24 protein-coding genes and 1 pseudogene are annotated in these 22,743 nt (G+C 43.0%); 9 read left to right on the forward strand and 16 right to left on the reverse strand.

The genetic code is table 11. From position 1 onward, the window contains the following. Positions 1–531 precede the first annotated feature (531 nt). The 8 genes and pseudogenes from H8706_RS05520 to H8706_RS05550 all read right to left on the reverse strand — a co-directional run bounded on the left by H8706_RS05520 (position 532) and on the right by H8706_RS05550 (position 6,745). Positions 532–1,317, reverse strand: coding sequence for a hypothetical protein (locus H8706_RS05520; protein ID WP_262431822.1), 786 nt, complete (start codon positions 1,315–1,317; stop codon positions 532–534). Then, a complete protein-coding gene (locus H8706_RS05525) occupies positions 1,314–1,853 on the reverse strand; it encodes an RNA polymerase sigma factor (RefSeq protein WP_262431823.1) in 540 nt (179 codons plus the stop codon). The genes H8706_RS05520 and H8706_RS05525 overlap by 4 nt, the downstream gene beginning before the upstream one ends. Before the next feature lie 187 nt (positions 1,854–2,040). Further along, on the reverse strand, positions 2,041–2,232 hold the full coding sequence (locus H8706_RS12420; RefSeq protein ID WP_394354531.1) for a GyrI-like domain-containing protein: 192 nt from the start codon (positions 2,230–2,232) through the stop codon (positions 2,041–2,043). A gap of 61 nt (positions 2,233–2,293) precedes the next feature. Then, positions 2,294–2,572, reverse strand: a complete 279-nt coding sequence (locus H8706_RS12425; protein ID WP_394354533.1) for a helix-turn-helix domain-containing protein — start codon at positions 2,570–2,572, stop codon at positions 2,294–2,296. 40 nt (positions 2,573–2,612) lie between these two features. Further along, a complete protein-coding gene (locus H8706_RS05535) occupies positions 2,613–2,951 on the reverse strand; it encodes a YoaP domain-containing protein (RefSeq protein ID WP_262431824.1) in 339 nt (112 codons plus the stop codon). Positions 2,952–2,979: 28 nt separating this feature from the next. Continuing rightward, positions 2,980–3,096 (reverse strand): annotated as a pseudogene (locus H8706_RS05540) (GNAT family N-acetyltransferase); the annotation flags it as partial. A gap of 148 nt (positions 3,097–3,244) precedes the next feature. Beyond that, positions 3,245–4,483, reverse strand: coding sequence for an S-layer homology domain-containing protein (locus H8706_RS05545; RefSeq protein ID WP_262431825.1), 1,239 nt, complete (start codon positions 4,481–4,483; stop codon positions 3,245–3,247). A gap of 24 nt (positions 4,484–4,507) precedes the next feature. Then, positions 4,508–6,745 (reverse strand): CAP and S-layer homology domain-containing protein, encoded by a 2,238-nt coding sequence (locus H8706_RS05550; RefSeq protein WP_262431826.1) that lies wholly within the window; start codon positions 6,743–6,745, stop codon positions 4,508–4,510. A gap of 195 nt (positions 6,746–6,940) precedes the next feature. Between H8706_RS05550 and H8706_RS05555 the strand changes: the two genes are divergently transcribed. Together H8706_RS05555 and H8706_RS05560 are read left to right on the forward strand one after the other, a co-directional pair. Next, on the forward strand, positions 6,941–7,963 hold the full coding sequence (locus H8706_RS05555; protein WP_262431827.1) for a sugar kinase: 1,023 nt from the start codon (positions 6,941–6,943) through the stop codon (positions 7,961–7,963). 99 nt (positions 7,964–8,062) lie between these two features. Next, a complete protein-coding gene (locus H8706_RS05560; RefSeq protein ID WP_262431828.1) occupies positions 8,063–8,221 on the forward strand; it encodes a hypothetical protein in 159 nt (52 codons plus the stop codon). Positions 8,222–8,663: 442 nt separating this feature from the next. Here H8706_RS05560 and H8706_RS05565 read toward each other — a convergent pair whose 3' ends face one another. The 7 genes from H8706_RS05565 to prmA form a co-directional block, all read right to left on the reverse strand. Then, complete coding sequence (locus H8706_RS05565) at positions 8,664–10,259, reverse strand: S-layer homology domain-containing protein (RefSeq protein WP_262431829.1); 1,596 nt, start codon at positions 10,257–10,259, stop codon at positions 8,664–8,666. Between the two features lie 18 nt (positions 10,260–10,277). Then, positions 10,278–11,132, reverse strand: coding sequence for a hypothetical protein (locus H8706_RS05570; RefSeq protein WP_262431830.1), 855 nt, complete (start codon positions 11,130–11,132; stop codon positions 10,278–10,280). Between the two features lie 71 nt (positions 11,133–11,203). Then, positions 11,204–11,371, reverse strand: a complete 168-nt coding sequence (locus H8706_RS05575) for a hypothetical protein (RefSeq protein WP_262431831.1) — start codon at positions 11,369–11,371, stop codon at positions 11,204–11,206. A gap of 17 nt (positions 11,372–11,388) precedes the next feature. Continuing rightward, on the reverse strand, positions 11,389–12,435 hold the full coding sequence (locus H8706_RS05580; RefSeq protein ID WP_262431832.1) for a hypothetical protein: 1,047 nt from the start codon (positions 12,433–12,435) through the stop codon (positions 11,389–11,391). A 114-nt stretch (positions 12,436–12,549) separates the two neighbouring features. After that, on the reverse strand, positions 12,550–14,220 hold the full coding sequence (locus H8706_RS05585) for an ABC transporter ATP-binding protein (RefSeq protein WP_262431833.1): 1,671 nt from the start codon (positions 14,218–14,220) through the stop codon (positions 12,550–12,552). Between the two features lie 3 nt (positions 14,221–14,223). Then, entirely contained in the window at positions 14,224–14,490 is a 267-nt protein-coding gene (locus H8706_RS05590; RefSeq protein ID WP_262431834.1) for a PqqD family protein, read from the reverse strand. Between the two features lie 252 nt (positions 14,491–14,742). Then, positions 14,743–15,708 (reverse strand): 50S ribosomal protein L11 methyltransferase, encoded by a 966-nt coding sequence (gene prmA, locus H8706_RS05595; RefSeq protein WP_262431835.1) that lies wholly within the window; start codon positions 15,706–15,708, stop codon positions 14,743–14,745. Between the two features lie 161 nt (positions 15,709–15,869). Between prmA and sigG the strand changes: the two genes are divergently transcribed. Then, complete coding sequence (sigG, locus tag H8706_RS05600) at positions 15,870–16,643, forward strand: RNA polymerase sporulation sigma factor SigG (protein ID WP_178348092.1); 774 nt, start codon at positions 15,870–15,872, stop codon at positions 16,641–16,643. A 34-nt stretch (positions 16,644–16,677) separates the two neighbouring features. Here sigG and H8706_RS05605 read toward each other — a convergent pair whose 3' ends face one another. Beyond that, entirely contained in the window at positions 16,678–17,427 is a 750-nt protein-coding gene (locus H8706_RS05605; protein ID WP_262431836.1) for a helix-turn-helix domain-containing protein, read from the reverse strand. Positions 17,428–17,584: 157 nt separating this feature from the next. Here H8706_RS05605 and H8706_RS05610 point away from each other — a divergent pair, with 157 nt between their 5' ends. The 6 genes from H8706_RS05610 (at position 17,585) to H8706_RS05635 (ending at position 22,732) form a co-directional block, all read left to right on the forward strand. Continuing rightward, the gene (locus tag H8706_RS05610; RefSeq protein ID WP_178347826.1) at positions 17,585–18,349 is read left to right on the forward strand and encodes an SDR family NAD(P)-dependent oxidoreductase; all 765 of its coding nucleotides are present in this window, start codon (positions 17,585–17,587) and stop codon (positions 18,347–18,349) included. A gap of 21 nt (positions 18,350–18,370) precedes the next feature. Beyond that, a complete protein-coding gene (dgoD, locus tag H8706_RS05615; RefSeq protein WP_262431837.1) occupies positions 18,371–19,558 on the forward strand; it encodes a galactonate dehydratase in 1,188 nt (395 codons plus the stop codon). Next, the gene (locus tag H8706_RS05620) at positions 19,555–20,205 is read left to right on the forward strand and encodes a bifunctional 4-hydroxy-2-oxoglutarate aldolase/2-dehydro-3-deoxy-phosphogluconate aldolase (RefSeq protein ID WP_262431838.1); all 651 of its coding nucleotides are present in this window, start codon (positions 19,555–19,557) and stop codon (positions 20,203–20,205) included. Before dgoD ends, H8706_RS05620 begins: the two co-directional genes overlap by 4 nt. Positions 20,206–20,326: 121 nt before the next feature. After that, positions 20,327–21,958 carry a putative polysaccharide biosynthesis protein gene (locus tag H8706_RS05625; RefSeq protein ID WP_262431839.1) on the forward strand — a complete coding sequence of 544 codons (1,632 nt, stop codon included), beginning with the start codon at positions 20,327–20,329 and terminating at the stop codon, positions 21,956–21,958. Positions 21,959–22,098: 140 nt separating this feature from the next. Further along, positions 22,099–22,371, forward strand: a complete 273-nt coding sequence (locus tag H8706_RS05630) for an HU family DNA-binding protein (RefSeq protein WP_262431840.1) — start codon at positions 22,099–22,101, stop codon at positions 22,369–22,371. A gap of 118 nt (positions 22,372–22,489) precedes the next feature. Further along, on the forward strand, positions 22,490–22,732 hold the full coding sequence (locus H8706_RS05635) for an RNA-binding S4 domain-containing protein (protein ID WP_178347821.1): 243 nt from the start codon (positions 22,490–22,492) through the stop codon (positions 22,730–22,732). The last annotated feature ends 11 nt before the right edge of the window (positions 22,733–22,743 follow it).

Consider the following 22,743-nt stretch of genomic DNA (forward strand, 5'->3'; position numbering starts at 1 on the left):
TCAATAAAAGTATTTTAATGCAAATCTCATTTGCATCAACGTTTTATTTCAGTTTGTTTAGCTCATTACTAAACTTGGCTTAAAGCTTGTGTTAGCTTTAAATTTTAACTCAATTCTCTTTAACGAGAACCTCTCTTTGCTGTTCAATTTTCAAAGACCAAATTCTGTTTTGTTGCTTTACTATCAGCAACTTTTATAGAATACCACATCTTCGTCGGTTTGTCAACACTTTTTTACAAATTTTTTAAAAAAATTCAATTTTCAAAAATCTGTAATGTTCGGTGTGTTGCCCCTCACGAAACTGCCTTATAAATATACCACATCGCGGACAAGTTGTCAACACTTTTTTTGAATTTTTTTCATTTTTTTACCTTTTGACTTTTTTCTTCATTATATAGCGTTAAAAACTTTTTCATAAGATACATTGCCGATTACCGCAGCCAAAGAGGCAAAGCGTTGCTTCATACATCAAATTTGCCGCAGGAAATACGCAAAATCATCCCTGCGGCGGTTTTGATGTTCACTCAAAAATTATTTATTCAAAACTTCTTCTGCCATTTTTGTAAGTTCATCAGCCGAAAGCTTGCCGTCAAGCTGCAGCAACTGATACTGTATTCCGTCTTTTACCCAGGTAACGCTCTGCACATTTTGAATTTTAACCTCGGGCGAACCGTAGCTGAACACAAGCTCGCCGTTTTCCTCGGCTTTTTTGTCTGCATCGGTAAGCTTGTAATCGCCGGGAACAGTCTTATTTGCAAAACTGTAATAGTAAATATCAACACCGTTTACGGTTTCGGCAACATTGCCCTGCAATTCCGCCTCGGAATTAAATTTGTCCTGCGCAAAAATTACAATGTCGCCGTTTTTTTCGTAGTCAAACGATACAGACTTGAATTTTTCAACCGAACCGCCGTTTTCATCTGTAAGGTTATTGTTTACAATACTGCCGTTTTTAAAAGCATAACCGTTTTCAAAAGTGTCAATAAGAACGGGCTTATAGCCTATGTCCTTTGTAACCTGCTGTGCCGTCGGAAGTGAATTGTAGTCGGGTGCGGACGACGACGAGCTGAACCAATTTGATACAATTCCGCTTGCGGCGAAAACCGATATACCCAAAACAAACGTTGCCGCGATTGCAATAAGCGCTATTTTCCTTTTTGATTTCATAGTGACAGACTTCCTTTCTTTATATGCGAAGTCAAGTTTTGCGTTTACATTTCGCTTGACCGCCTGAATATCAATGTCAAGCGGAGCGCAAAATTTTTCGTTCGCTTTTTTGATGTTCAAATCTTCAAACAAATTGTTTTTTCTGTTCATAACATTTCCCTCGCATTTGATAAAATTATTTTCAGTTTGCGTTTTCCGCGCGAAAGCTTGGTTTTCACGGTTGATACGTTAATTCCCGTTGCTTTTGAAATTTCCTTAATTTTTTCGTTAAATTTGTAATAACGGACAAATATTTCGCTGTCAGGCTCGCCCAAACTCATAACCGCGTCCCATAGCGCATTGCTCTCGGTATTTTGTTCAATCGGCGCGGATTGGTCTGCAAGTTCAATATCGTCTATGCAAACGGAGTCCGTCTTTTTGTTAAGCCTTTTCAACGCAAAATTGCGTGCCGCGGCGGCGATATACGACCGTATTGTGCCTTTTTGCAAATCTATGTAATCCGCATTTTTCCATAGTGCAACAAACACGTCGGACACAATTTCTTCAATGTCTTCTTTCGGCAGACTGTTTCCTGCCATATTATACAAAACCGTGCTTAAATACGGTGTGTATACCTCAACCGCCTCGTCTATTGAATTTGGTTCGCGTTTTTTGAGCCGTTCCAACAGCTTTGTTTCATATGCCATTTCAAACCCGCTTTCTTTTGTGCAAAGTTAAAAGCTTTTAGTCTTTACAACTTTATATATCCCTAAAAAGCGAAAAAAGTTTCACCATTTGAAAAAATTATTATAATTCTTACACGTGCAGAGATTTCTATTAAATAATATAAAAAAGGCAACCTTTACAGATTGCCTTGGAGTTTGCATATAAAACTTAATTTGTCAGTTTCTTTTCCACCGCAATCCAGATTTCGCAGGTATAATCTGCATTATGCGTATCTGCCGACGGGTAGCTTTCAATCTCGATACCGCAGGGCTGATATTCGCTCGCCGGAAAAAACTCGGTGCAGATATACTTATACACCTTCTGAAAAGCCTCGGGCATTTTGCCGACACTTTTAAACACGGCATACGTATGCGCCGGGATAGTTTCAACCGTGAAATAGTCCTCATCAATCTTTCCGCCGTTATAATGCGCGCGAAAAACTTTCGGGCGAATCGTAGCCGTATTTCAGCGCGATGTCAATTACTTTTTCGTTTGTTGACGCAAGTTCGCTGCCGGCGAGCGACAGTCTGCGCAAACGAATGTAATCGCCCAAACTGTAACCGCAAACCGCGCTGAACACGCGCTGAAAATGAAAGCTTGACGAATATGCCGACTTTGCAACTTTCTCAAAATCAATCGGCTCCGTTATATGCTCCTCTACATAATCCAGCGCACGCTGAAGTCCCGAAATCCAATCCATTTTTCTCATCTCCATAAACACATTATACGGCAACTTTGCATTATTTTCCTGATATTTGATGCTTTGATGTGCTATGTTTTTTTATGATTTTTTCTGCCGTTGCACCGTCAATTTGATTAACGGTTACAAACTCACCATTGAAAAACACCGCAAAATTATTAAACACACACGGCAGATTTTTTGCCGTTTCGAGCGGTGCATACTCAATAAATACGCACGCGTTTACGTTAAGTTTGCGGAAAATATGCCCCTCTTTGAGCCTCTCAGAAAGCCACTTTTTCTTTGCGTCAATACCGCTGTGCGCGTTTTTGCGGATAATACAGCAAACGTGCTCGTCACAAAGATTTTCCGGCGTCAGATTGATAAATTCAGCATCCATTTCAGTTTCCTTTCTGTATGAGTTTCAAAAATCTTTTGTTCAGCCACGCTTTTTTCGACGACACCTGAATATCTTTGTTGTTTGAAATAGCACAGCAGATATGCTCTTTTTCAATATTTTCTTTTGTAACTTTTATATATTCCATAATTTCGGCACCTCGTTTTGTACTCTTAATAATGATTATACTTTGTTTTTGCGGTGTTGTCAATTATTTTTGAATATTGATTAAAAATTTTTAAACACAAAAAAACACATCGGCAATTTTCATTGCCGATGTGTTTTTTAACTTTAAATTAGTCTTCCAAAGCTCTGCTCAAGAATGTAACAATCTGTCCCCTTGTGCAAGTATCGTCGGGTGAGAATGTTGTTGCGCTTGTACCTGCGGTAACGTTGTTTTTAACCGCCCACGCAACCGCCTCGGCAAAGCCCGCGCCGTTTGAAACGTCGCTGAACGTGCCCGAAATTTCGGTTCTCGGCGAGTTTGCGTTTTTCCACAAATATTCAACGGTGGACGACCTTGTGCAGGGAGTGTTGCCCTCAAATTTGTCACCCGTAACCATATCTTTGCCGTATGCCCAGATTGCCGCGTCATAGAAGTAGTCGCTTGCCGAGATGTCTGTGAACGGATTTTCGATTTCAGCCTTGGGCGAACCTACCGCACGCCAGAGGAATGTCAAAATCTGCGCTCTTGTGCAGGTCAAATCGGGCGAGAAAGTTGTTTCGCTTGTGCCCTGTGTGATGTTTTTGCCTACTGCCCATTTTACAGCAGAAGCATAATACGCATCGTCTGCAACGTCCGCAAAATTGATTTCTGTCTTTGTTTCTGTATTTTCGTCTGTTGTTTTGCTGTCCTCTTTGTCAGCGTCTTTGTTTGTTTCGTCGGTTGTTTCAAGCAGGCGGAGTGTGTTGTAAACTCTCATAGTGTCTGTTTCATTTCCGAGTGTGAATTTAATAAAGCATTTTGCCGAACCTTTTTTTGTTGCGGTAGAATCTACTTTTTCAAATTCGCCTGTAAGCTCAACAGTGCTTCCGTTTGTGATAACTTTTTTAACCGACTCCAAAATGTCCTCTGCCGTAACGTCGGGGTCGAGCGAAACGTTCTGGAAGATTGCTTTTGCCGCCGCTATATCTTTTGCAAGATTTTCTTTGTCAGCGTTTGCCGTTGCCGCGTCGCCCGTAAGTTTCGGGATTTTTGCGTCATACATTTCGTGACGTGTGTAAGGTCCGCACTTAAACATAATGTTTACGAAAATCGAACCGTCTTTTTCGCTTGTAGCGTTGTAAATGCGGAAGTCTGTTTCTTTCGAGAAACCAAGTTCAACCGTGCTTCCGTCGGGAAGAATTTTCTTAGCCGCGCTCAAAAACTCATCTGCTGTCATATCGTTATAGATACCCATTGTGCCGATACCGTCTTTGATTGCTTTCATTGCGGTTTTAATTTCGCCCTCTTCATCAATAGCGAAAACCGCCGTCGGCAAAACCGGAAACATTACGCATAATGCCATCAGTAAACCTAATACTCTCTTAACCATTTTTCTTTCTCCTTTTTATTTAAATTATTGTATTGCCCTGTTTAAGAATGTAACAATCTGTCCCCTTGTGCAAGTATCGTCGGGTGAGAATGTTGTTGCGCTTGTACCTGCGGTAACGTTGTTTTTAACCGCCCACGCAACCGCCTCGGCAAAGCCCGCGCCGTTTGAAACGTCGCTGAACGTGCCCGAAATTTCGGTTCTCGGCGAGTTTGCATTTTTCCACAGATATTCAACGGTGGACGACCTTGTGCAAGGTGTATTTCCGTCAAATTTACTGCCCGAAACCATACCTTTGCCGTACGCCCAAAGCGCCGCGTCATAGTAATAGTCGCTTGACGATACATCTGCAAACGGATTTTCGATTTCAGCCTTGGGCGAACCTACCGCACGCCAGAGGAATGTCAGAATCTGCGCTCTTGTGCAGGTGTCATTCGGCGAGAACGTCGATGCGCCCGTGCCCTGTGTGATGTTTCTTTCAACCGCCCATTTTACCGCATCGGCAAAATAATCGGCGGATTTTACGTCTGCAAATGCAGTGACGTTTGATGTATTTGTATTTTCCGTTTTGTTATCTTCGGTTTTTGTTTCTTCCTCGGTGTTCTTCACAGGTTTGGACCAGTTTGCGCTGCCGCCCGTTGTAAGATAAATTCTGTCCGCCGAGTCGCTCATACGGAGATTAAGCGTGTAACCGCTTTCGGTTTTTGTCATATACTCAAGGTCAATCGGAACATATGAAACCATTCCGTCGCTCGCTGTGCAGATAAGATAATCTTTCTGCATTTCGTCCGTATCTATGTAGTTCGTCTTGCCCGATGCGGTAACAACCGAAGTAATCCAAGTCGGAACACCTGCAAAAAGCTGAACAGCCGTGCCTGTTTCTTCAGCGTCATATACGCCGACGCCCATATAGTTATAACCGCTTTTGAGGAGGTTTGCGCGGTGTCCGTCACTGTTCATCCAGGAATTCATCGCATTTTCGCCCGAAACTGCGCGCGCCTTTGCGTCACATTTATAGATGTTTTCGCCCGCGGTCGAATAGCTCAACCCTGTAATTGCAGTGAAGGGTTTTTGTCCGTTCGGTCTTGTATGCGAAAAGCTTTCCACAAGTTCAACCTCACGGATACTGCACGCATTCTGCAAAACCTCGGGCATTGTGAGGAGCACCGAGCCGACTTTGTTTCTCTCAATGTTTGTAAGTCTTAAAATTTCCCATTCTTCTTTGTTAATCAAGGTTTTGTCAACCGGCAGTTTTCTTACAAGCTTGGGAAGTGTTTCGCTGAAACGCGTTTCGCGTTCTTCATCGCCGAGAGTCATTGTAAGATAAGCGGTGATGTTGCCGTCCTCTTTGAATGTCGCGTTTATTTTGTTAAACGATTTCCAGGACACTTTTGTGCCGTTTTTAACAGCTTTTTCGGCAACTTCAAGCATTTCTTCCTTTGTGGTTCTGTTGTCGTACGCAATTTCGTCCATTGCAACGCCGATAAGATGTCTGTCCTCGTCAATCGCCTTTGTTGTTTCGTTCACAATCAAAGGAAGTGTTTTTGCCGCGGGAACCGCGTCCTCAACGGTACCGCACTTGAGCGTGAGAGTTGCGGAAACGGTGCCGTTTACCGTGCTCGACGATTTGACAATTTTAAAATTCGCCTTGTCAAGCGTGATTATAACATCGTTGTTATCCGTCGCGTCCATAGCCATTTTCAAAATGTCTGTTGAAGTTGTGTCGTTTGAAACCTCAAAAGTCCACATAGCGTCGCTTATCGCTTTTTTTGCCGCATTTATGTATTTTTTAGCCGTTGCCTCGTCTATTTTGCCGTCGGAAACGTCTTCCTTCACAGGTTCGCTGTCGCCGTCGTCGGTAGTCAAACCGCCGAACGCCCTGCTGTCGGTGCCTGCCGGAATTTCTTTTTTAACCGTGAGTGCCTCCTCGCCGTCGTCTATAAAAATGCTCACATCTGCGCTCACATATCCTGCCTTTGTTGCCGTGGGACTTACAACCTTAAAACGTTCAACCAAAAATCCCGTGCCGACAAACGAGTTTGTCGAGTATTCGCACGCACCGAACAAAAGGTTTTCCATATCTTCTTTAGTAAAGTTTACATCCACATCCGCTTTTTCGAGCAAATCGAGAAAACGTTCCATATTTTTCTCGCACGCAGTCTGCGCGTCGTCAATCACCGTTATGGCGTACGCAGTTGTATGCGGTGTCTGCACTGCGCCGAGCATAAGCGCCGCCGCACAGGCACAAGCCAAAAATTTCTTCATCACTGCACTTCCCTTTTTTATAAAAAATATATGTTTCTTCACAACGTTATAATTATACAAAATTTTTTCTCATTTTGCAACAGCTTTTTGATATTTTTGCAAAAATTTACACAAAAATTTTACGGCACAATTTGATGTAAAAAACTTGAAAATCCGTCACTTTGTGATATAATGATGTCAAAGGAGAGATGATATATGTTTAAAGCAAACACGGAATTTGACATTATCGGTATGGGTGAAGTTATGTTACGCCTGTCACCGCCGGCAAAAGAGAAAATTTCGCAGTGCGAAACGTTTGAAAAAACAATCGGCGGAAGTGAGCTTAACGTTGTGTCGGGCGCGTCTATGCTCGGCGTGCGCTCGGCAATAATCACAAAAATTCCGCAAAACAAAATCGGGCATTTTGTGCGCAACAAAATCCGCTACGGAAACGTGAGCGACGATTACATTGTCTACGACCAATCTGCTGACGCGCGTCTGGGTGTCTATTATTACGAGAGCGGTGCTTACCCGAGAAAATCGACCGTCATTTACGACCGTGCTCGTTCGTCTATGTGCACATTGAGTTTAGACGAACTTCCGAGCGATATTTACGAAAAAACAAAGGTTTTCCACATCAGCAGTATCACGCTTGCGATAGACAAAAACCTTCGTGAAACCGCGCTCGAAATGATTAAGCGTTTTCACAAAGCCGGTGCGCTTATTTCGTTTGACGTAAACTACCGTTCCGCGCTGTGGAGCGAGGAAGAGGCGCGAGAGGTTATACAAAGCATTTTAAAATACGTCGATTTTCTTTTTGTTTCGGAGGAAACGTCGCGCCGTATGCTCCAAAGAGAGGGCACGCTTGAAGAAATTATGCAGGGATACGTTAAAGATTACGGATGCAAACTTGTGGCAACCACGCGCCGTGAAGTTATTTCGCCGATGCGCCACAATTTTAATTCAAAAATCTTTTACGGCGGCAAATTCTACGAAGAAAAACCGTATAACAACATTGAGGTTATCGACCGTATAGGAAGCGGTGACGCGTATCTTGCAGGCGTTTTGTACGGTCTTATCAAAACGGGCGATATTACAAGCGCGCTCGAAATAGGCAATGCCACATCGGCGGTTAAAAACACCGTTGTTGGCGATATGTCGGCAAGCAGTATCGACGAAATTTTAAGTGTTATAAAGTCGCACAAGGCAACGGGAAGACAGGACGAAATGGTGAGATAAACCGTTGCCAAAAACGGTTGTTGCAATCGGCGGCAGCTTTGATTTTTCAAAGTCGGCTGCAGCGACAAAGACAATATATCCGACTATGCGCGTGTTCCTATGGAATGGTGCTTTGCAAACTACGTAATGTTTGATGTTGTTGACAGGTCGAACGGATACGAAATTCTTATCGGCGCGAAAATCGCTCCCACACGTGCGGACACCGCGCTTATCTTCAGCAAAATAGGAACGTTGCTCGAAAATGAGGCAAAAAACTAAATTATTTATCCAAATAAAAATTTTAACCTGCTCCGAAAGCTCCGCCGTTTTAACCTCCGAGCATGCCGAAACGGTATAGGTTTTTCCACTTTTCAAAAGCGGAGATGTGATAAATACCGCTTTATAATCGCCGTCGGTGTCGAAATATATGTTTGCAATGGTGTAAGGCGTATAGTCTTTGTTTTAAAAATCAAGCTCCATATGCTTTTGCAAAACGTTTATAACGCTTTCATATGCCTGTTTATCCAGCATATATTTATGCTCGTATCGGTTAAAAACTTCTATTGCCATAGCCGTTCACCCTCCCTAATGTTTAATGAAATTATAGTTTTCCAAGGTTAAATCAAAGTTAAGAAAATGTAATTTTTTGCAAAAAAATTACCCCTCGCTTGTTTGCAAGGGGAATTTTTTATGTAATTCGACCTAATTCTGTTGTTAAATTTTAACCGATAAACGCGTTTACAATTTCAGCGTCGGTATAGAAAAGGAGCAAGTCGCCCATAGGAAGCTTAAATTTAAGATCAACCCAAACGGTATTTCCGCTGTTTGCGGTAACATCCGTGCATTTGTACTTGTCGCCGAGCACCGACGCAAGACTTGCGTTGTCCGCCTCGGAAACGCTAACCTTAACGCGGTAAATAAAATACGACTCGGGATTTGTCACAAGCGTGGGATAATATGTGATATTTGCCTTAATACCGCCCTTTTCAAGCGTTTTTTCCATTTCGGAAAGCGGATTTACAAACATCTGTTTCATCGCGCTTGCAAAAGAATAGCTCTCGCTCGCCTTTGCACTGCTGATTTTGTTTGAATAAACGTAATTCGGGATACTCTTTATAATCGCGGTGTAATCGCCGTAATTTTCGGGATATTTCGCAACGTCGGTGCTCAAATTTTCATTGGTTCCGCTGCCGTCCGACGCATACGAAACCTGCGTTCCGATAACCGCGTCAAGCTGAAGCAAAATTGCGGCAAATTCTTTCATAGTAATTTCCTTATCGGGGTGGATTTTGCCGTCCGCAAAAAGGCAAATTCCGTTTGACGCCGCGTAATCAAGATACTTTTTCTGCGTGCCGTCCGCGCCCGTCACGTCGGGATACGACGCACTTGTGTCAAATTTTGCCGACTTCGTAACAAGCTTGATAAGGTTATAGCACATTTCGGAAAGCGTGTCGCCGACGTTTGCGTTTTTGCTCACAAATTCCGCCGTGTTGGGCACTCCGCCGAGCGTTTCGCCTCTCGTAACGTAAAATTCCTTGCCGTATTCGCAGTCAAGCTCGTTAACCGCGGAAATATTTTTAAAAGTAAGATTATACTGTCTTGAACCAAATCTTAAAACAGCTCTTGCCATTTCGCCGTTGGTGAACGTCGCATTGGGATTGTATTCTCTGTCAAAAAGCGTCTGACTTCCAAATACTGCTTTCAAAACGTCGGGCGAAACAATATCCGCAAAATCTTTCGCAGGCGAATTTTCGTTAATTTCTCTTGCGCGGACGATAAGCGCCGCACCCTCTGCACGGGTGAGCGTGTCGCCAAGACGGAGATTAAGTCCGTCGTCGCCCGTCATAATGCCGTAAGTGTAGCCCCACGCAGCCGCGTCTTTGTTGTCCGACTGGCTTGTGATGACACTCGGCGCGGATATGCCTGTTTTACTGCCGTTGCGTTTCCAGATAAGGTTTAAAACCTCTCCGCGCGTAATCGCCTTGTCGGGCATAAACTGCGTGCCCGAAACGTCAAGTCCCGAATACATAATGTAGTCGTAACCCCAGTGGTCGGCAGGAACGTCGGTATAAACAACGTCCGTTTTTTCACTGCCCTTGCCTATCATTTTAACAAATTCGGCGCGCGTGACGGTGCCGTCGGGACGGAAAGTGCCGTCGTCATAGCCGTTGATAGTGCCGTCGTTTACAAGTACATCAATGTAAGATTTGCCCCAGTGACCGTCCAAATCGGAAAACGAAACCGCGAAAGCGTTCATCACCGCAAAGGACGAAAAAATGAGAGCGAACGTCAAAATAATGCTGACCGTTTTTTTCATTTGCAAAACCTCCGTTTTTTAAATTTGCACCGCGTTCATAACCGTTTCAACCGCTCTTTCGTCGGGTGTGCAGGTTAAAAGATACACAGGTGTGGATTTCAAAATTTTGTCCGTGAAATCCATACATAAATCGAGATAATCGGGAACAAGCGGTTTTCTGATTTCGTTTACAAAGTACGAAACCGCTCTTGCACCCGAGAGTTTTTCAATTTTATTTTCAGTGCCCCTGTGCAGAAAAACCACAGCTTTAAGGGGAGCGGAAACATTTTGGTTAACTCCGCTTGTGCCTGCGAACGGCGAGCCGAAAAGATACGGAACACTGTCTTGGAATTTTATGACCGGCGTATCGTCGTTGGCAATAACAGTGTCGGGGTAAACCTCCTGCCAAATTGACGTATGGGTGGATTTACCCGTGCCGGACTGCGCCGAAAATGCTATTGCACTGCCGTTTAAAACTATTGACGACGAGTGCAGAACACCGCTTTTGTTTTTGAGCATTGCGTATGAAAACGCCTCGCCTATAGCGAAAAACGAGATGTACCAAATGTCAACGCCGTAAATTTTGTCACGGTTGGCAATGGAAACTTTCGCCTTTTTGCCGTCGGGCGAGATGTCATTTCTCAAAAAAGCTCCCTGTTCGTCAATGCGCATTGTGCACACACCGCCGTCTTTGGTTTGACAATGCTGCCAATTTCTGAGCGGTGCGGTGAGCTTTTCCTCGGGAATTTGGATTTCGTCTTTTACCGAAAATTCAACTTCAAAATCGAAATCTGTGATTTTGTCATTTGTGATGTAAGATGCAAACAGCTCGTCAAATTCTTTAAAATCAGCACCCGAAATACGCACATAATAATTTGCAATTTTTAAATTCATCTTCTTCTCCGTTAACTAACAATAGGCGGGTTGTATAACCCGCCCATTCGTAAGTTTTAGATTTTTAAGTTTTAGGAAACTGCATTAAAACCATTTTCACCAGCTTTAATCTCCGCGCTGGTTTTTCCTAAAAGGCTTATAGTTGCCGCGCCCCTTTTATAAAATGTTGTAGGAGCAGTGATATTTTCCTCAACTTTCAAGTTTACAATTTCCATTGAGGGTTTTGTATATTTTTTCATTGAAATAACCTCCTTTATTACTCTGTAACTGCCTCAAAAGTAACCACAGTTAATGCAGTGTCTTCATTTGACATATAGGTTCCATTGTTTGTCTTATAATACGGTCTAACATACGCAGTAAATGCATCTTTTGTTTCATTGTCAACAATAGCAACACCAAAATTACCGGCTTGATCAACCGAAGTAGCAGGATAACAAACATAATCATTGCCTAATGTAGCAGGGTCACCACTCTCGCAAACTGCTATACCATATTCTGTTGCGTTTCCGGTTGCAGAACCATACACAACATACATACGTGCATTCTCGATTTTTACGTCGTTGTCATCTTTATCTTTAATAGTTAATGTAGCCTTATTAGATTTCAAAGCAGCAGTACGAGTAACTGTAGGTGAAACAGAATCCCCGGTAGTAATACTAAGAGTACCCGATGTCTTTTCCATAGCATTATTGGTTACTGTAGTAAGACCATTTTTAAAAGCAACCGTGATTGTTTTATTATCCGCATTATAGTAAGTAGAAGCTAATTCACCATTATCATATGTTGCACCGTTTATCGTCTTATTAGTACCTAAATCAATGTTATTTAAAGTGAAAATACCATTTGAAACAGCCTCATATGCCTCATATGTAAAAGCACCTTTTTCTACATCATCAATTTTAAGTGTAAGTGTAAATTTATCTGTTGCAGGAAGTTTGCCATCTTCGGCTTTCGCGGTGTCTGTAAAAGTACTGTCAGCTTTAGCAACCTTTACCGCGCTTCCGGCAACATTTGCTTTTGTGGTTTTGTAGCTAAACGAATATGTACCTACAGTGTCAGCAGGAATAGTATACTGATTTATGTAGATAGGGTTGGTGCTATCACCTGCCAAATATGTAACCTCATCATTAGCACTTACTCCACTAACCGTAGTGGTTACATACACATAATTAGGATCACCTTTCAAATAAATCGTTTTCGTAGAAACTGTAGGTGCTGTTGCCGCAAATGCAGTCGTTGAAGCGAGCAACATTGCCGTTGCACCGAGTGCAACAACTTTTGTTAGCAAACTTTTCTTTCTCATTAAATTCTTCCTCCCTCTTTTTTACCGACCGTTTCCGGTCATACAAGCCGTGTTATGCCTCGGCTTACGGCATTTTTATGATGAATACATCAATATTTATTAAAAGCGCAAGATTTATTTTACGCTGATAATACGGTCGCAGAAGTCCATAACCTCTTTACGGTGAGTCACAATTATGAGTGTTTTTTCGTTCATAGCTTTAAGGCTTTTTAAAAGGCTCAATTCCGTATCTTTATCCAGCGCGCTGGTTGCCTCGTCCAAAAGTAGTATATCCGCGTCGTGATAAAGAGCTCTTGCAACGGCAAGACGCTGAATTTGCCCCTCCGACAGCCCTGCTCCGCCCTCGCCGAGCATGGTGTCAAATCCGTTTTCAAGCTTTGAAATCACATCATAAATCTGTGCGGTTTTTGCACATTCGGTTATTCTTTCGTCACACACATCTTCTTCGGAAAATGCAATATTATCGCGGATTGTTCCCGAAATAAGCATATTTCCCTGCGGAACGTACGAAAACATTTTCCGCATTGTTTTGTCAAACGAAATCCTGCCGTTTGTGCAGTTTATGTAAATTCCGCCTTCTGTCGGCGAAATTATACCCAAAATCAATTTTAAAAATGTGCTTTTGCCTATTCCCGACCTACCGCTTATCGCGACAAACTCGCCTTTTTTGATATTTAAATTAAGCTTGTCGAGAATTTTTTTCTTTCCGTCGTACGAAAAGCTCACATCTTCAAAGCAAATTTCTTTCATATCGGCATAAAGCTTTGCAATTTGTGCGCTTGTTTTGCGCTTTTCAAGCTTAAATTCGTTGTCGATTTCAAGAATTTCTATAATTCTTTCCGCCGACGCGAGCGCCTGATAATACTGCGGTAAAAGCGACGAAACCGTTCTGAACGGTGCGATTGAGTCGCCGACAAGCTGAAGCAGTGCCGTCAATGTGCCGAACGTCATAACGCCGATTGAAATCTTGTACGCGCCGTAGCCCAGCGCGAAATAGTAACCTGCCGTTACCACCAAATAAAACAATATGTTAGCAACAATGCTGATATTGTTGCGCTTTAAAGCAATTCTGAAATTTTTGTCCTGCAATTTTTTTAAATAGGACAAAATTTTGTTTTCGTTGCCGAACGATTTTATCACCAAAATGTTCAGCAGAGTGTCCTGCATAAACGACGAGGTTTTTCCGTCGCTTTCCTGGTAAAGCTTGTGCAATGCTTTAAATTTCTTTTTGTAAAGCCGGGCCGCTATTACGATAACCGGGCCTAAAACAATGCACACAACCGCAAGAAATTTATCAAGCACAAAAAGCACATAGAGGCTTAAACAAAGCCTTGATATGAGCGACACCGAACCCGGAACGACTGTTGTAATCGAGTTTGCGATAACGTTTGTGTCGTTGTTTATTCGGTTGAGCAAATCGCCCGTGTGATACTTTGAAACGGAAAGATAATCTTTTCCGAGTATCGAGGAAAACAAATTTTCCTTTAAATCTATTTTTATTTTACTTAAAACTCTGATATGTAAAAACGACGCGCACGAATCGAGTGCGATTTGAAGTATCAAAAGCGCCGACAAACGGAGCATTTCGGGATAGAGCCGAGCGCGCATGCTAACATTTGTTGCCGCGTCGATAACATCTTTCGAGCACAGTGCAAAATACACCGAGATGACCGAAACCGCGACTGAAACGAGCGTTAAAACAGCAAGGCTCAAAAACCTCGGCGACGCGCATTTTATCAGCCATCTAAGCGGTGATATACCGTTTTTTATCTCGTTATCCGCCATAGTTTAATCTTCAATAAGACCTGCGTTCTTAAGGCTTTCAACAAACGCAGACGTATCGCCTTTCACTTCGGAAATGTCCGCCTCATACTCTTTTGCGAGCATATCTGCAAGTTCATCTTCTGTCACGTCATTTTCAAGGCACTTCCACAAAAACGCACCCGTTTCGTTAAGGTTTATAATGGAAGAAAAATCCACAAAATTATCGCCGACGGGAACAACCACATAGTCGTCAACAACCTTTTTAACGATAAATCCGTCCTTAACTTTCACGGTTTAAAAGCACCTCCGATTTGTAAAATACTTACCGGGCATAAGCCACCCGACTATAAATATTTACGTTACCATTATAATATAACTTCCTTTAAAAGTCAACCGCCGAGCGGTATTTTTTTCATATTTGTAAATTTCGCACATATTTTAAATAAAAAAATATCCAATTTCACAAAACGCTGCACATCTTGAAATTTTTATTTAAAATATTGACGGTATTTTCAAAAAATTTTTATGTTTTTTTGTAACTTTTTAATAATTTCTGCACACTATCGAAATCCACTCTCCGCTCTGCTTGATTTTTTCTATCTTAAAATATTTTCCAAGCGTTTCTTCCACCTCGTCGGCGCGGTTTATTATTATTCCCGACGTAACGAACGTTCCGCCGTTTTTGACAAGCTGTTTTGCTTTCGGCGCGAGAGCGATTATGACGTCGGCAATGATATTTGCTTCAACGACGTCGTATTTTTTGTGCGAAATTTTCGCAAAAAGTGCGTCATCAGACAAAACATTGCCCGACAAAACGGTGTATTTATCCTCGTAAATTCCGTTTAAACCTGCGTTTTCGTATGCAATATAAATGCAGTTCGGGTCAATGTCAAGCGCGGCTGCGTCCTTTGCGCCGAGAAGAAGTGAAACGATTGACAAAATTCCGCTGCCGCATCCTATGTCAAGCACCTCGTCGCCCGGTTTAATGATTTTTTCAAGCTCCTCAATGCACATTTTGGTGCTGTGGTGCGTACCCGTTCCGAAACTCATTCCGGGATTGATTTTAAACACAATTCTGTCGGTTTCGGGCGCGTTTTCCCAAATCGGGCAAATGGTTATTTTTTCGCCGATTTCAAGGACTTTAAAATATTTTTTCCAGTTGTTCGCCCAGTCCTCCTCGCAAACCGACTCGGTTTCAAGCGTCAGCTCGCCGAATTTTCCGTCCGTGTCAAACGATTTCAAAAACGCGAGCATACCTTTGACGTTCGCAATATTTTCCGAGAGATATTCGTTATCCGCAAGATAAAAAATAACCTTTGTACCGCCTTTTTTCTGCTCTATAAGCTCGTCGTCCACCAAGTCCCAGAACTCTTTGTTATGCTCGAGAAAATCGTTAAAATCTGCCTCATCCTCAATCTGCGTGCCGTTTATTCCGATATTCAAAAGTCCGCCGACAACGCTTTCTATGCCGGCGCTCGTTGTATGAATTATGCTTTTTATCCAGTTCATATTATCCTCCGAAATGTTCTTGTATAATGCTGAAAATTAAATTTTTCTACATTTTAAAGTATAGTTAAATTGCCGTAATTTGTCAAGTGTCTGTATATCAAAACCGCGTGCGGGCATAATAAAACTTGTGTACCGAAGAAAAATTTGGGAGGGCTTTTGTTTTGCTGATTAACAAGGTTGAAATCTGCGGCGTGAACACATCAAAGCTTCCGATACTTTCAAACGACGAAAAAACAAAACTGCTCGACAGAATTAAAAACGGCGATATGACCGCGCGTGAGGAATTTGTAAAAGGCAATTTAAGGCTGGTTTTATCGGTGATACAAAGATTTAACAACCGCGGTGAAAACGTGGACGATTTGTTTCAGGTGGGGTGCATAGGGCTTATCAAGGCGCTGGATAACTTTGACACAACGCTGAATGTGAAGTTTTCAACCTATGCCGTACCTATGATTATAGGCGAACTTCGGCGGTATCTGCGCGACTATCAGCCCGTGCGCGTATCGCGTTCGCTCCGCGACACTGCCTACAAGGCGCTTCAGTTTAAGGAAAAATTCGTGCGCGAAAACGAGCGCGAACCGAACATTGAAGAAATTGCAAAAGCGCTTGAAATGAAAAAAGAGGACGTTTCGTTTGCGCTCGATTCAATTCTCGCGCCGGTGTCGCTTTTCGAGCCTGTTTACAACGAAAGCGGTGACGCGATTTTTGTTATGGACCAGGTGTCGGACGAGAAAAACACCGACGAAAACTGGATTGAAGAAATTTCGCTCAAAGAGGCTATGCGAAAGCTGAACGAGCGCGAACGGCACATTTTAAATCTGCGCTTTTTCAAGGGAAGAACGCAAATTGAGGTGGCAAACGAAATCGGCATATCACAGGCGCAGGTGTCGCGTCTTGAAAAAAGCGCAATCGACCATATGAAAAAATACATTTAGTTTAAAACCGTCTTAAAAATTAAGACGGTTTTTTCTACATAACAGCGGTGTCGGCGCGGAATTTGGACGGCGAAACGCCTTTGCGTTTTTTGAAAAAATTGCTGAAATAATATTCGTTTTCAAATCCGCAAACACCCGATATATCCTTAATCGCAAGATTTGTGTTAATAAGCAGTTCCTCCGCTCTTTTCATTTTAAGGCGCGCGGTATATTCAAACGGCGTCATACCTGTCTGTGCCTTAAAACGGCGCAAAAACTGAACGTACGAAATATTGCCGTTTTCCGCAAGAATATTGAGCGGTTGGTTTCTGAAAAAATCCTCGTTAAGCGTTTTCAACGCGTCGGCAATCAACTTGTCTTTTATAATTTTTTCACCGCTCAAATTGGTGTTTTCGAATTTATACAAATTCACAATGTCGCTGAAAATGTGCGCCTTATATTCAAAATTATCGCTGTAAATATCGCCCGAAAGCTTGTTTAAAACGTCTATGTCCGAAAAAATTCTTTCTTTATTTATAAATGTCACTTTGCCGTCAAAAAACGATTTTTCCTCTGATTTAAACCTGAAGAGATGAAGTTTAAGCTGTGAATTTACGTTTCGGAAATAATGTTTTCCTTTTTCAAAATACGCGCCCTCACCCGCATTTACGCAAAATTTTTCCCTGTCACATTCTAAGTCAAAACTTCCGTTTTCAAGCAGTGCGAATATATCCGCCTCGGCGGTGTAGTCGCAGTGGATAAAATTATTTCTCACCGTCATAACGTATCGCATAAGCTGAACCATAGTTTGCGCCCTCTTTTTCAAAATGATAAAATATTATATCTTATATTATAAAATAATATATTCATTTTGGCAAGTATTTGTTATAAAATAAGCGTATGAGATAACATTTTTATTTTTACAAAAAAATTTAAAATATTATAAAAAGAAGGCGAAAACTATGAACAAAAATGTGCTTATAACCGCCGGAAGCAAAAATACGGGCTTCGAAATGTGCCGTACTTTTGCAAAAAACGGTTATAACGTTCACCTCACAAGCAGGAGCAAGACCGACGCGGAAAATGCGTCAAAACGCATTAAAGAAGAATTTCCGAACATTGACGCTTACGGCTATTCGCTTGAGCTTTCGAGCGTTGCGGATATTGAGCGCGCTTTTGATGAAATCAAGCAAAACACCGAAACGCTTGATGTGTTTGTCGGAAATGCCGCAAACCTCGGCATAGGTCTTGACACGCTTACAGCCGACGAGGAGGGATATGACTCTGTTATGAACGTAAACCTCAAAGGAACTTTTTTCACGTCGCAGTACGCGTCGAAAATGATGCTTAAAAACGGCGGAAGTATCGTTCTTCTCGGCTCTGTGCAAGGGTGCGGAGCAGTGCGCGGACGCGCGGTTTACGGTGTGTCGAAAGCGGCGATAAACGCATTGAGCAAATATCTTTCGTTAGACCTTGCACCGTACAAAATACGCGCAAACTGCCTTATCGCAGGCGCAATTCATACAGACCGCTGGGAAAACGTCGCACCCGCCGAGCTTGAAAAACGCCACGCAAACTATCTCACGGGACGCGAGGCAGATATGGAAGAAATCGCAAACGCGGTTTACTTTTTATCAAGCGATTTGTCGGGGAGCATAACGGGAACGTCGCTCACGGTCGACTCGGGCGTGCTTGTACCGATTTTGCCGTACAACGGCGGAAAATAATAATTTATAAGGAGAAAAGTTATGAAAATTACCGATATTAAAACATATACAATGGACGCATACCGCACAAACTGGACGTTCATAAAGGTTGAAACCGACGAGGGTTTGTACGGCTGGGGCGAGGCATCGCTCGGAACGCAGGAGGGCGCGCTCTGCGGATGCGTTGAGGATTTAAAAAGACTTATCACCGGCAGAAATCCGCTTGAAATCGAGAAAATGCGCTTTGAAGTTTACCGCGATATTTACTGGAAAGGCGGTCCTGTTCTGATGTCCGCGATAAGCGGTATTGAAATGGCAATGTGGGATATTTCGGGCAAATTTTACAATGCACCCGTTCACGCGCTTTTGGGCGGAAAGGTGCGCGATAAGGTTAAAATGTACGCAAACGCTTGGTTTATCGACGCAAAAGAGCCGGAGGATTTTGCAAAATGCGCGAAAAAGACGGTTGACCTCGGCGTTAAGGCGCTCAAGTGGGACCCGTTCGGAAAATCGCATATGACCATTGAAAACGACGTTCTTTCAAAGGCGGTTGACATTGTGGGGGCGGTCCGCGAGGCGGTCGGAAACGGCGTCGACCTTCTCATCGAGTGCCACGGCAGATTTAATCCGTACACCGCGGTTAAAATTTCAAAAGCGCTCGAAAAATTTAACATTTTCCTTATGGAGGAGCCGTGTCCGCCCGACAATTTCGAGGCGCTCGCATATGTAAGAAGCAAGTCGAACATACCGATTTCGGGCGGTGAAAGGGTTTATTCGATATACGGTTTTGAGGATTTGTTCGCAAAAGGCGCGGTGGATATTGCACAGCCCGACATTTTCCACACAGGCGGTATTTATGAAAGCAAAAAAGTTGCGGCAATGGCGGAGGCGAAGCACATTCCCGTGTCGTTCCACAATCCGAGCGGACCGATTTCAAACGCCGCGATTTTGAACCTTGCGGCAACGGTGCCGAACTTTATTATTCACGAAATTATGCTCACCGACGGCGCGTTCAGAAGGGACATCACAAACGAAAAAATTGTGTTTGAGGACGGATATATTTTAATTCCCGACAAGCCGGGCATCGGCATTGAGGTTAACGAAGAAGAAATCGCAAAACACCCGTATGTTCCGCGAAATCTGCGCCATTACACGGGAAATCTCACGTCAATACGCAAAAAAGGCGACGCATTTTTCTATTTTGAGGGCATAGGCGGTGAAAAAAAATGAATAGTACATATGAAATGATAAAAAAACACAAGTTTATCGCGATTTTGCGTAACATTCCCGAAGATAAGCTTGAAAACACCGCAAAAGCGCTTTATAACGGCGGTGCAAGGCTTTTTGAAATAACCTTCAATCCGTCCGACCCCGACACGGTTAAAAAGACGGCAAGGGCTTTTGAGATAATTAAAAACGCGTGCGGAAACGGCATAAGCGTCGGCGCGGGAACGGTTGTAAAGAAAGAATATGTTGCCGATGCAAAAAAAATGGGTGCGGAATTTATCGTCGCTCCCAATACCGACCAAGAAGTTATATCGCTGACAAAGGAAAACGGTATGCTTTCAATTCCCGGAGCGTTTACGCCGAGCGAAATCGTCACGGCGCACAAACTCGGCGCGGATATTGTGAAAATTTTCCCTATAGAACCGCACAATATACCGTACCTTAAAAACATTCTCTCACCTGTTTCGCACATTCCGTTTATCACAACGGGCGGTGTGAACGAGGACACCGCGGACGAGCTGATGAAAACGGGCGCAGTTGCACTTGCGGCGGGAGCATCGGTGATACCCGTTTCGGCACTTAACGAAAACAACTTTTTACTCATCGAAGAAAAAACACGGACGCTTATAAACATCATAAAAAACGCATAACTTCATCAAAACGGCTTGAAAAATCAGGCCGTTTTTTTGTAAAAATAACATTTTTATTTGACATAACCGCATATACATTGTTATAATAAGACAAGCACACAAAAAAGGGACGTGAAAAAATTTGAGTGAAAACAAAAATCAAACGTTTGTAAAAGGCGCGCTGATACTGGTTGCGGCAAACATACTGGTAAAAGTCATCGGCGCCGGCTTTAAAATTCCGCTGACGTATATCCTCGGCGAGGAGGGAATGGGACTTTTTTCAACATCATACACCATATACAGCCTCCTTTTCATCATAGCGACGGCAGGACTGCCGGTAGCGGTGTCAAAAATGGTGTCCGAAAGCCGAACGCTCGGCAAATTAAGCGAGGTTAAGCTTATTTTAAAAGTAAGCTTTGCGATACTTTCAGTCATCGGCATAGCAGGATTTTTCATACTGTTCACATTCGCAGAAAAATTTTCGGTTATGCTCAACAATCCGCGCGCGGCGCTCGGAATTAAGGCAATCGCGCCGGCAATGCTTTTTGTGGCGCTTATGTCCGCGTTCCGCGGATTTTTCCAAGGGCATCAGAATATGTTTCCCACCGCAGCGAGCGAGGTTTTCGAGGCGCTCGGCAAGCTGATTTTCGGCTACGGACTGGCGTTTTACTTTACATCAACAATCACAAACGATATTGAAAGAATAAATTTCGGCGCGGCAGGTGCGGTTGCAGGCGTTTCACTGGGCGCGCTTTTGGGATTTGCGGTGCTTTTGATAATTTATCTTTCCAAGCGCAAAACGCTCTACACGGGCGAAAGCATAAAAGCGCACAGAAACGGCGGAGAAATAGCACGCAAGCTTATATCAATCGCCGTGCCAATAACAATCGGAGCGTCGGTTTTCTCACTCACAAGCATAATAGATATGGCAATGATAATGCGCCGTCTTGAGGCGGCAGGGTTTGACCCCGAAACCACCGCGCTTGCGCTCTACGGCTCGTACACAGGCTACGCGGTGCCGCTCTTTAATATGCCCCCGACGCTTATTTCGTCAATCAGCATAAGCGTTGTGCCGGCAATCGCAGGCGCATATGTCAAAAAGGAACACGGCTTTGTTTCCGACCTTACAAAAAAATCGGTTAAAATAACGCTTCTTTTCGCGCTTCCGTGCGCAGTCGGAATGTCAACGCTCGCAGAGCCGATTTTAAGGGCGGTATACACCAACGCAAACGCGGCGCAGACGCTTTCGATACTTGCAATCGCGATAGTTTTCGTATCGCTGGTTATGCTTACCAACGCAATTTTGCAGTCAATCGGCAGAGTTAACATTCCCGTTGTGAATATGCTTTTGGGCGGTGTGCTCAAAATTGTGATAAACTACATTCTCGTTGCAAATCCGCAAATCAACATAAGCGGTGCGCCGATAGGCACAAACGCGTGTTATATTCTAATTCTCACGCTCAACGTTTTCTGGATTGTAAAGCTTATGAAAGTGAAATTTTCGCTTGCGGAATTTGTGGTTAAACCAGTAATCTGCGTTGCGGCAATGGGCGCGTCGGTCATAGCGGTGATGTCGGTTATGAACGCTTTTGCCGCATCGCCGGGACGTGTTTTCTACCTTGCGTTAACGCTTATCTGCATTGCCGCAGGCGCGCTTGTTTACGGCATAATGCTGTTTGTAACGCGTCTTGTCACCTATGACGACGTTTTAATGCTTCCAAAAGGTGAAAAAATAGCCAATTATATGCTGAAATTCCGCTTAATTAGGCGCTAAATTAGTGGATTTTGTATAAAAAATCAAAAAATCGGGCGTTTTTTAAAAAAAAGACTTGCAAAATTCCTGAATTTAATTAAAATATAGTTAAAGGGTAAAATTTGTTTACTTAACTACTATCAGAGAGGTGGAAATTTAAAATGAATAAGTCAGATTTAATCGCAAATATCGCTGAAAAAAGCGGTCTTACAAAGAAAGATGCAGACAAAGCTTTGAGCGCTGTTATCGACAGCATCACAGAGGCTTTAAAGGGCGGCGACAAAGTTCAGCTCGTTGGTTTCGGTACATTTGAAATCAGAGAAAGAGCTGCAAGAAACGGTATCAACCCGCTCACAAAAGCAGAAATCAAAATCCCTGCTACAAAAGTTCCTGCATTCAAAGCAGGCAGCGCTTTGAAAGACGCTGTAAAATAATTTTACCGTTAAAAGGTACGGCGGATTTTTCCGTCCGAATTAAAAGGCATAGGATTTTATACTCCTGTGCCTTATATTTTTGCAAAAACAACACATTATATAACAAAGGATGATAAAAATGCGGCTTGACAAATATTTAAAAGTTTCGCGTCTTATAAAGCGCCGCACACTGGCGCAGGAGGCTTGCGAAAACGGAAAAATCACGGTTAACGGCAAAGTTGCGAAACCGTCGGCAAACGTTAAGGAGGGCGACCTTTTGTCGCTTACGTTCGGCGAAAAGGTGATAAACGTAAAGGTTGTGTCGGTTGCCGAGCACGTTTTAAAGCAGGACGCCGCCGATATGTACGAAGTAATTCAATAAAAACAATAAAA

Source organism: Qingrenia yutianensis, assembly GCF_014385105.1.
Taxonomy (GTDB): Bacteria; Bacillota; Clostridia; order UMGS1810; family UMGS1810; genus Qingrenia; species Qingrenia yutianensis.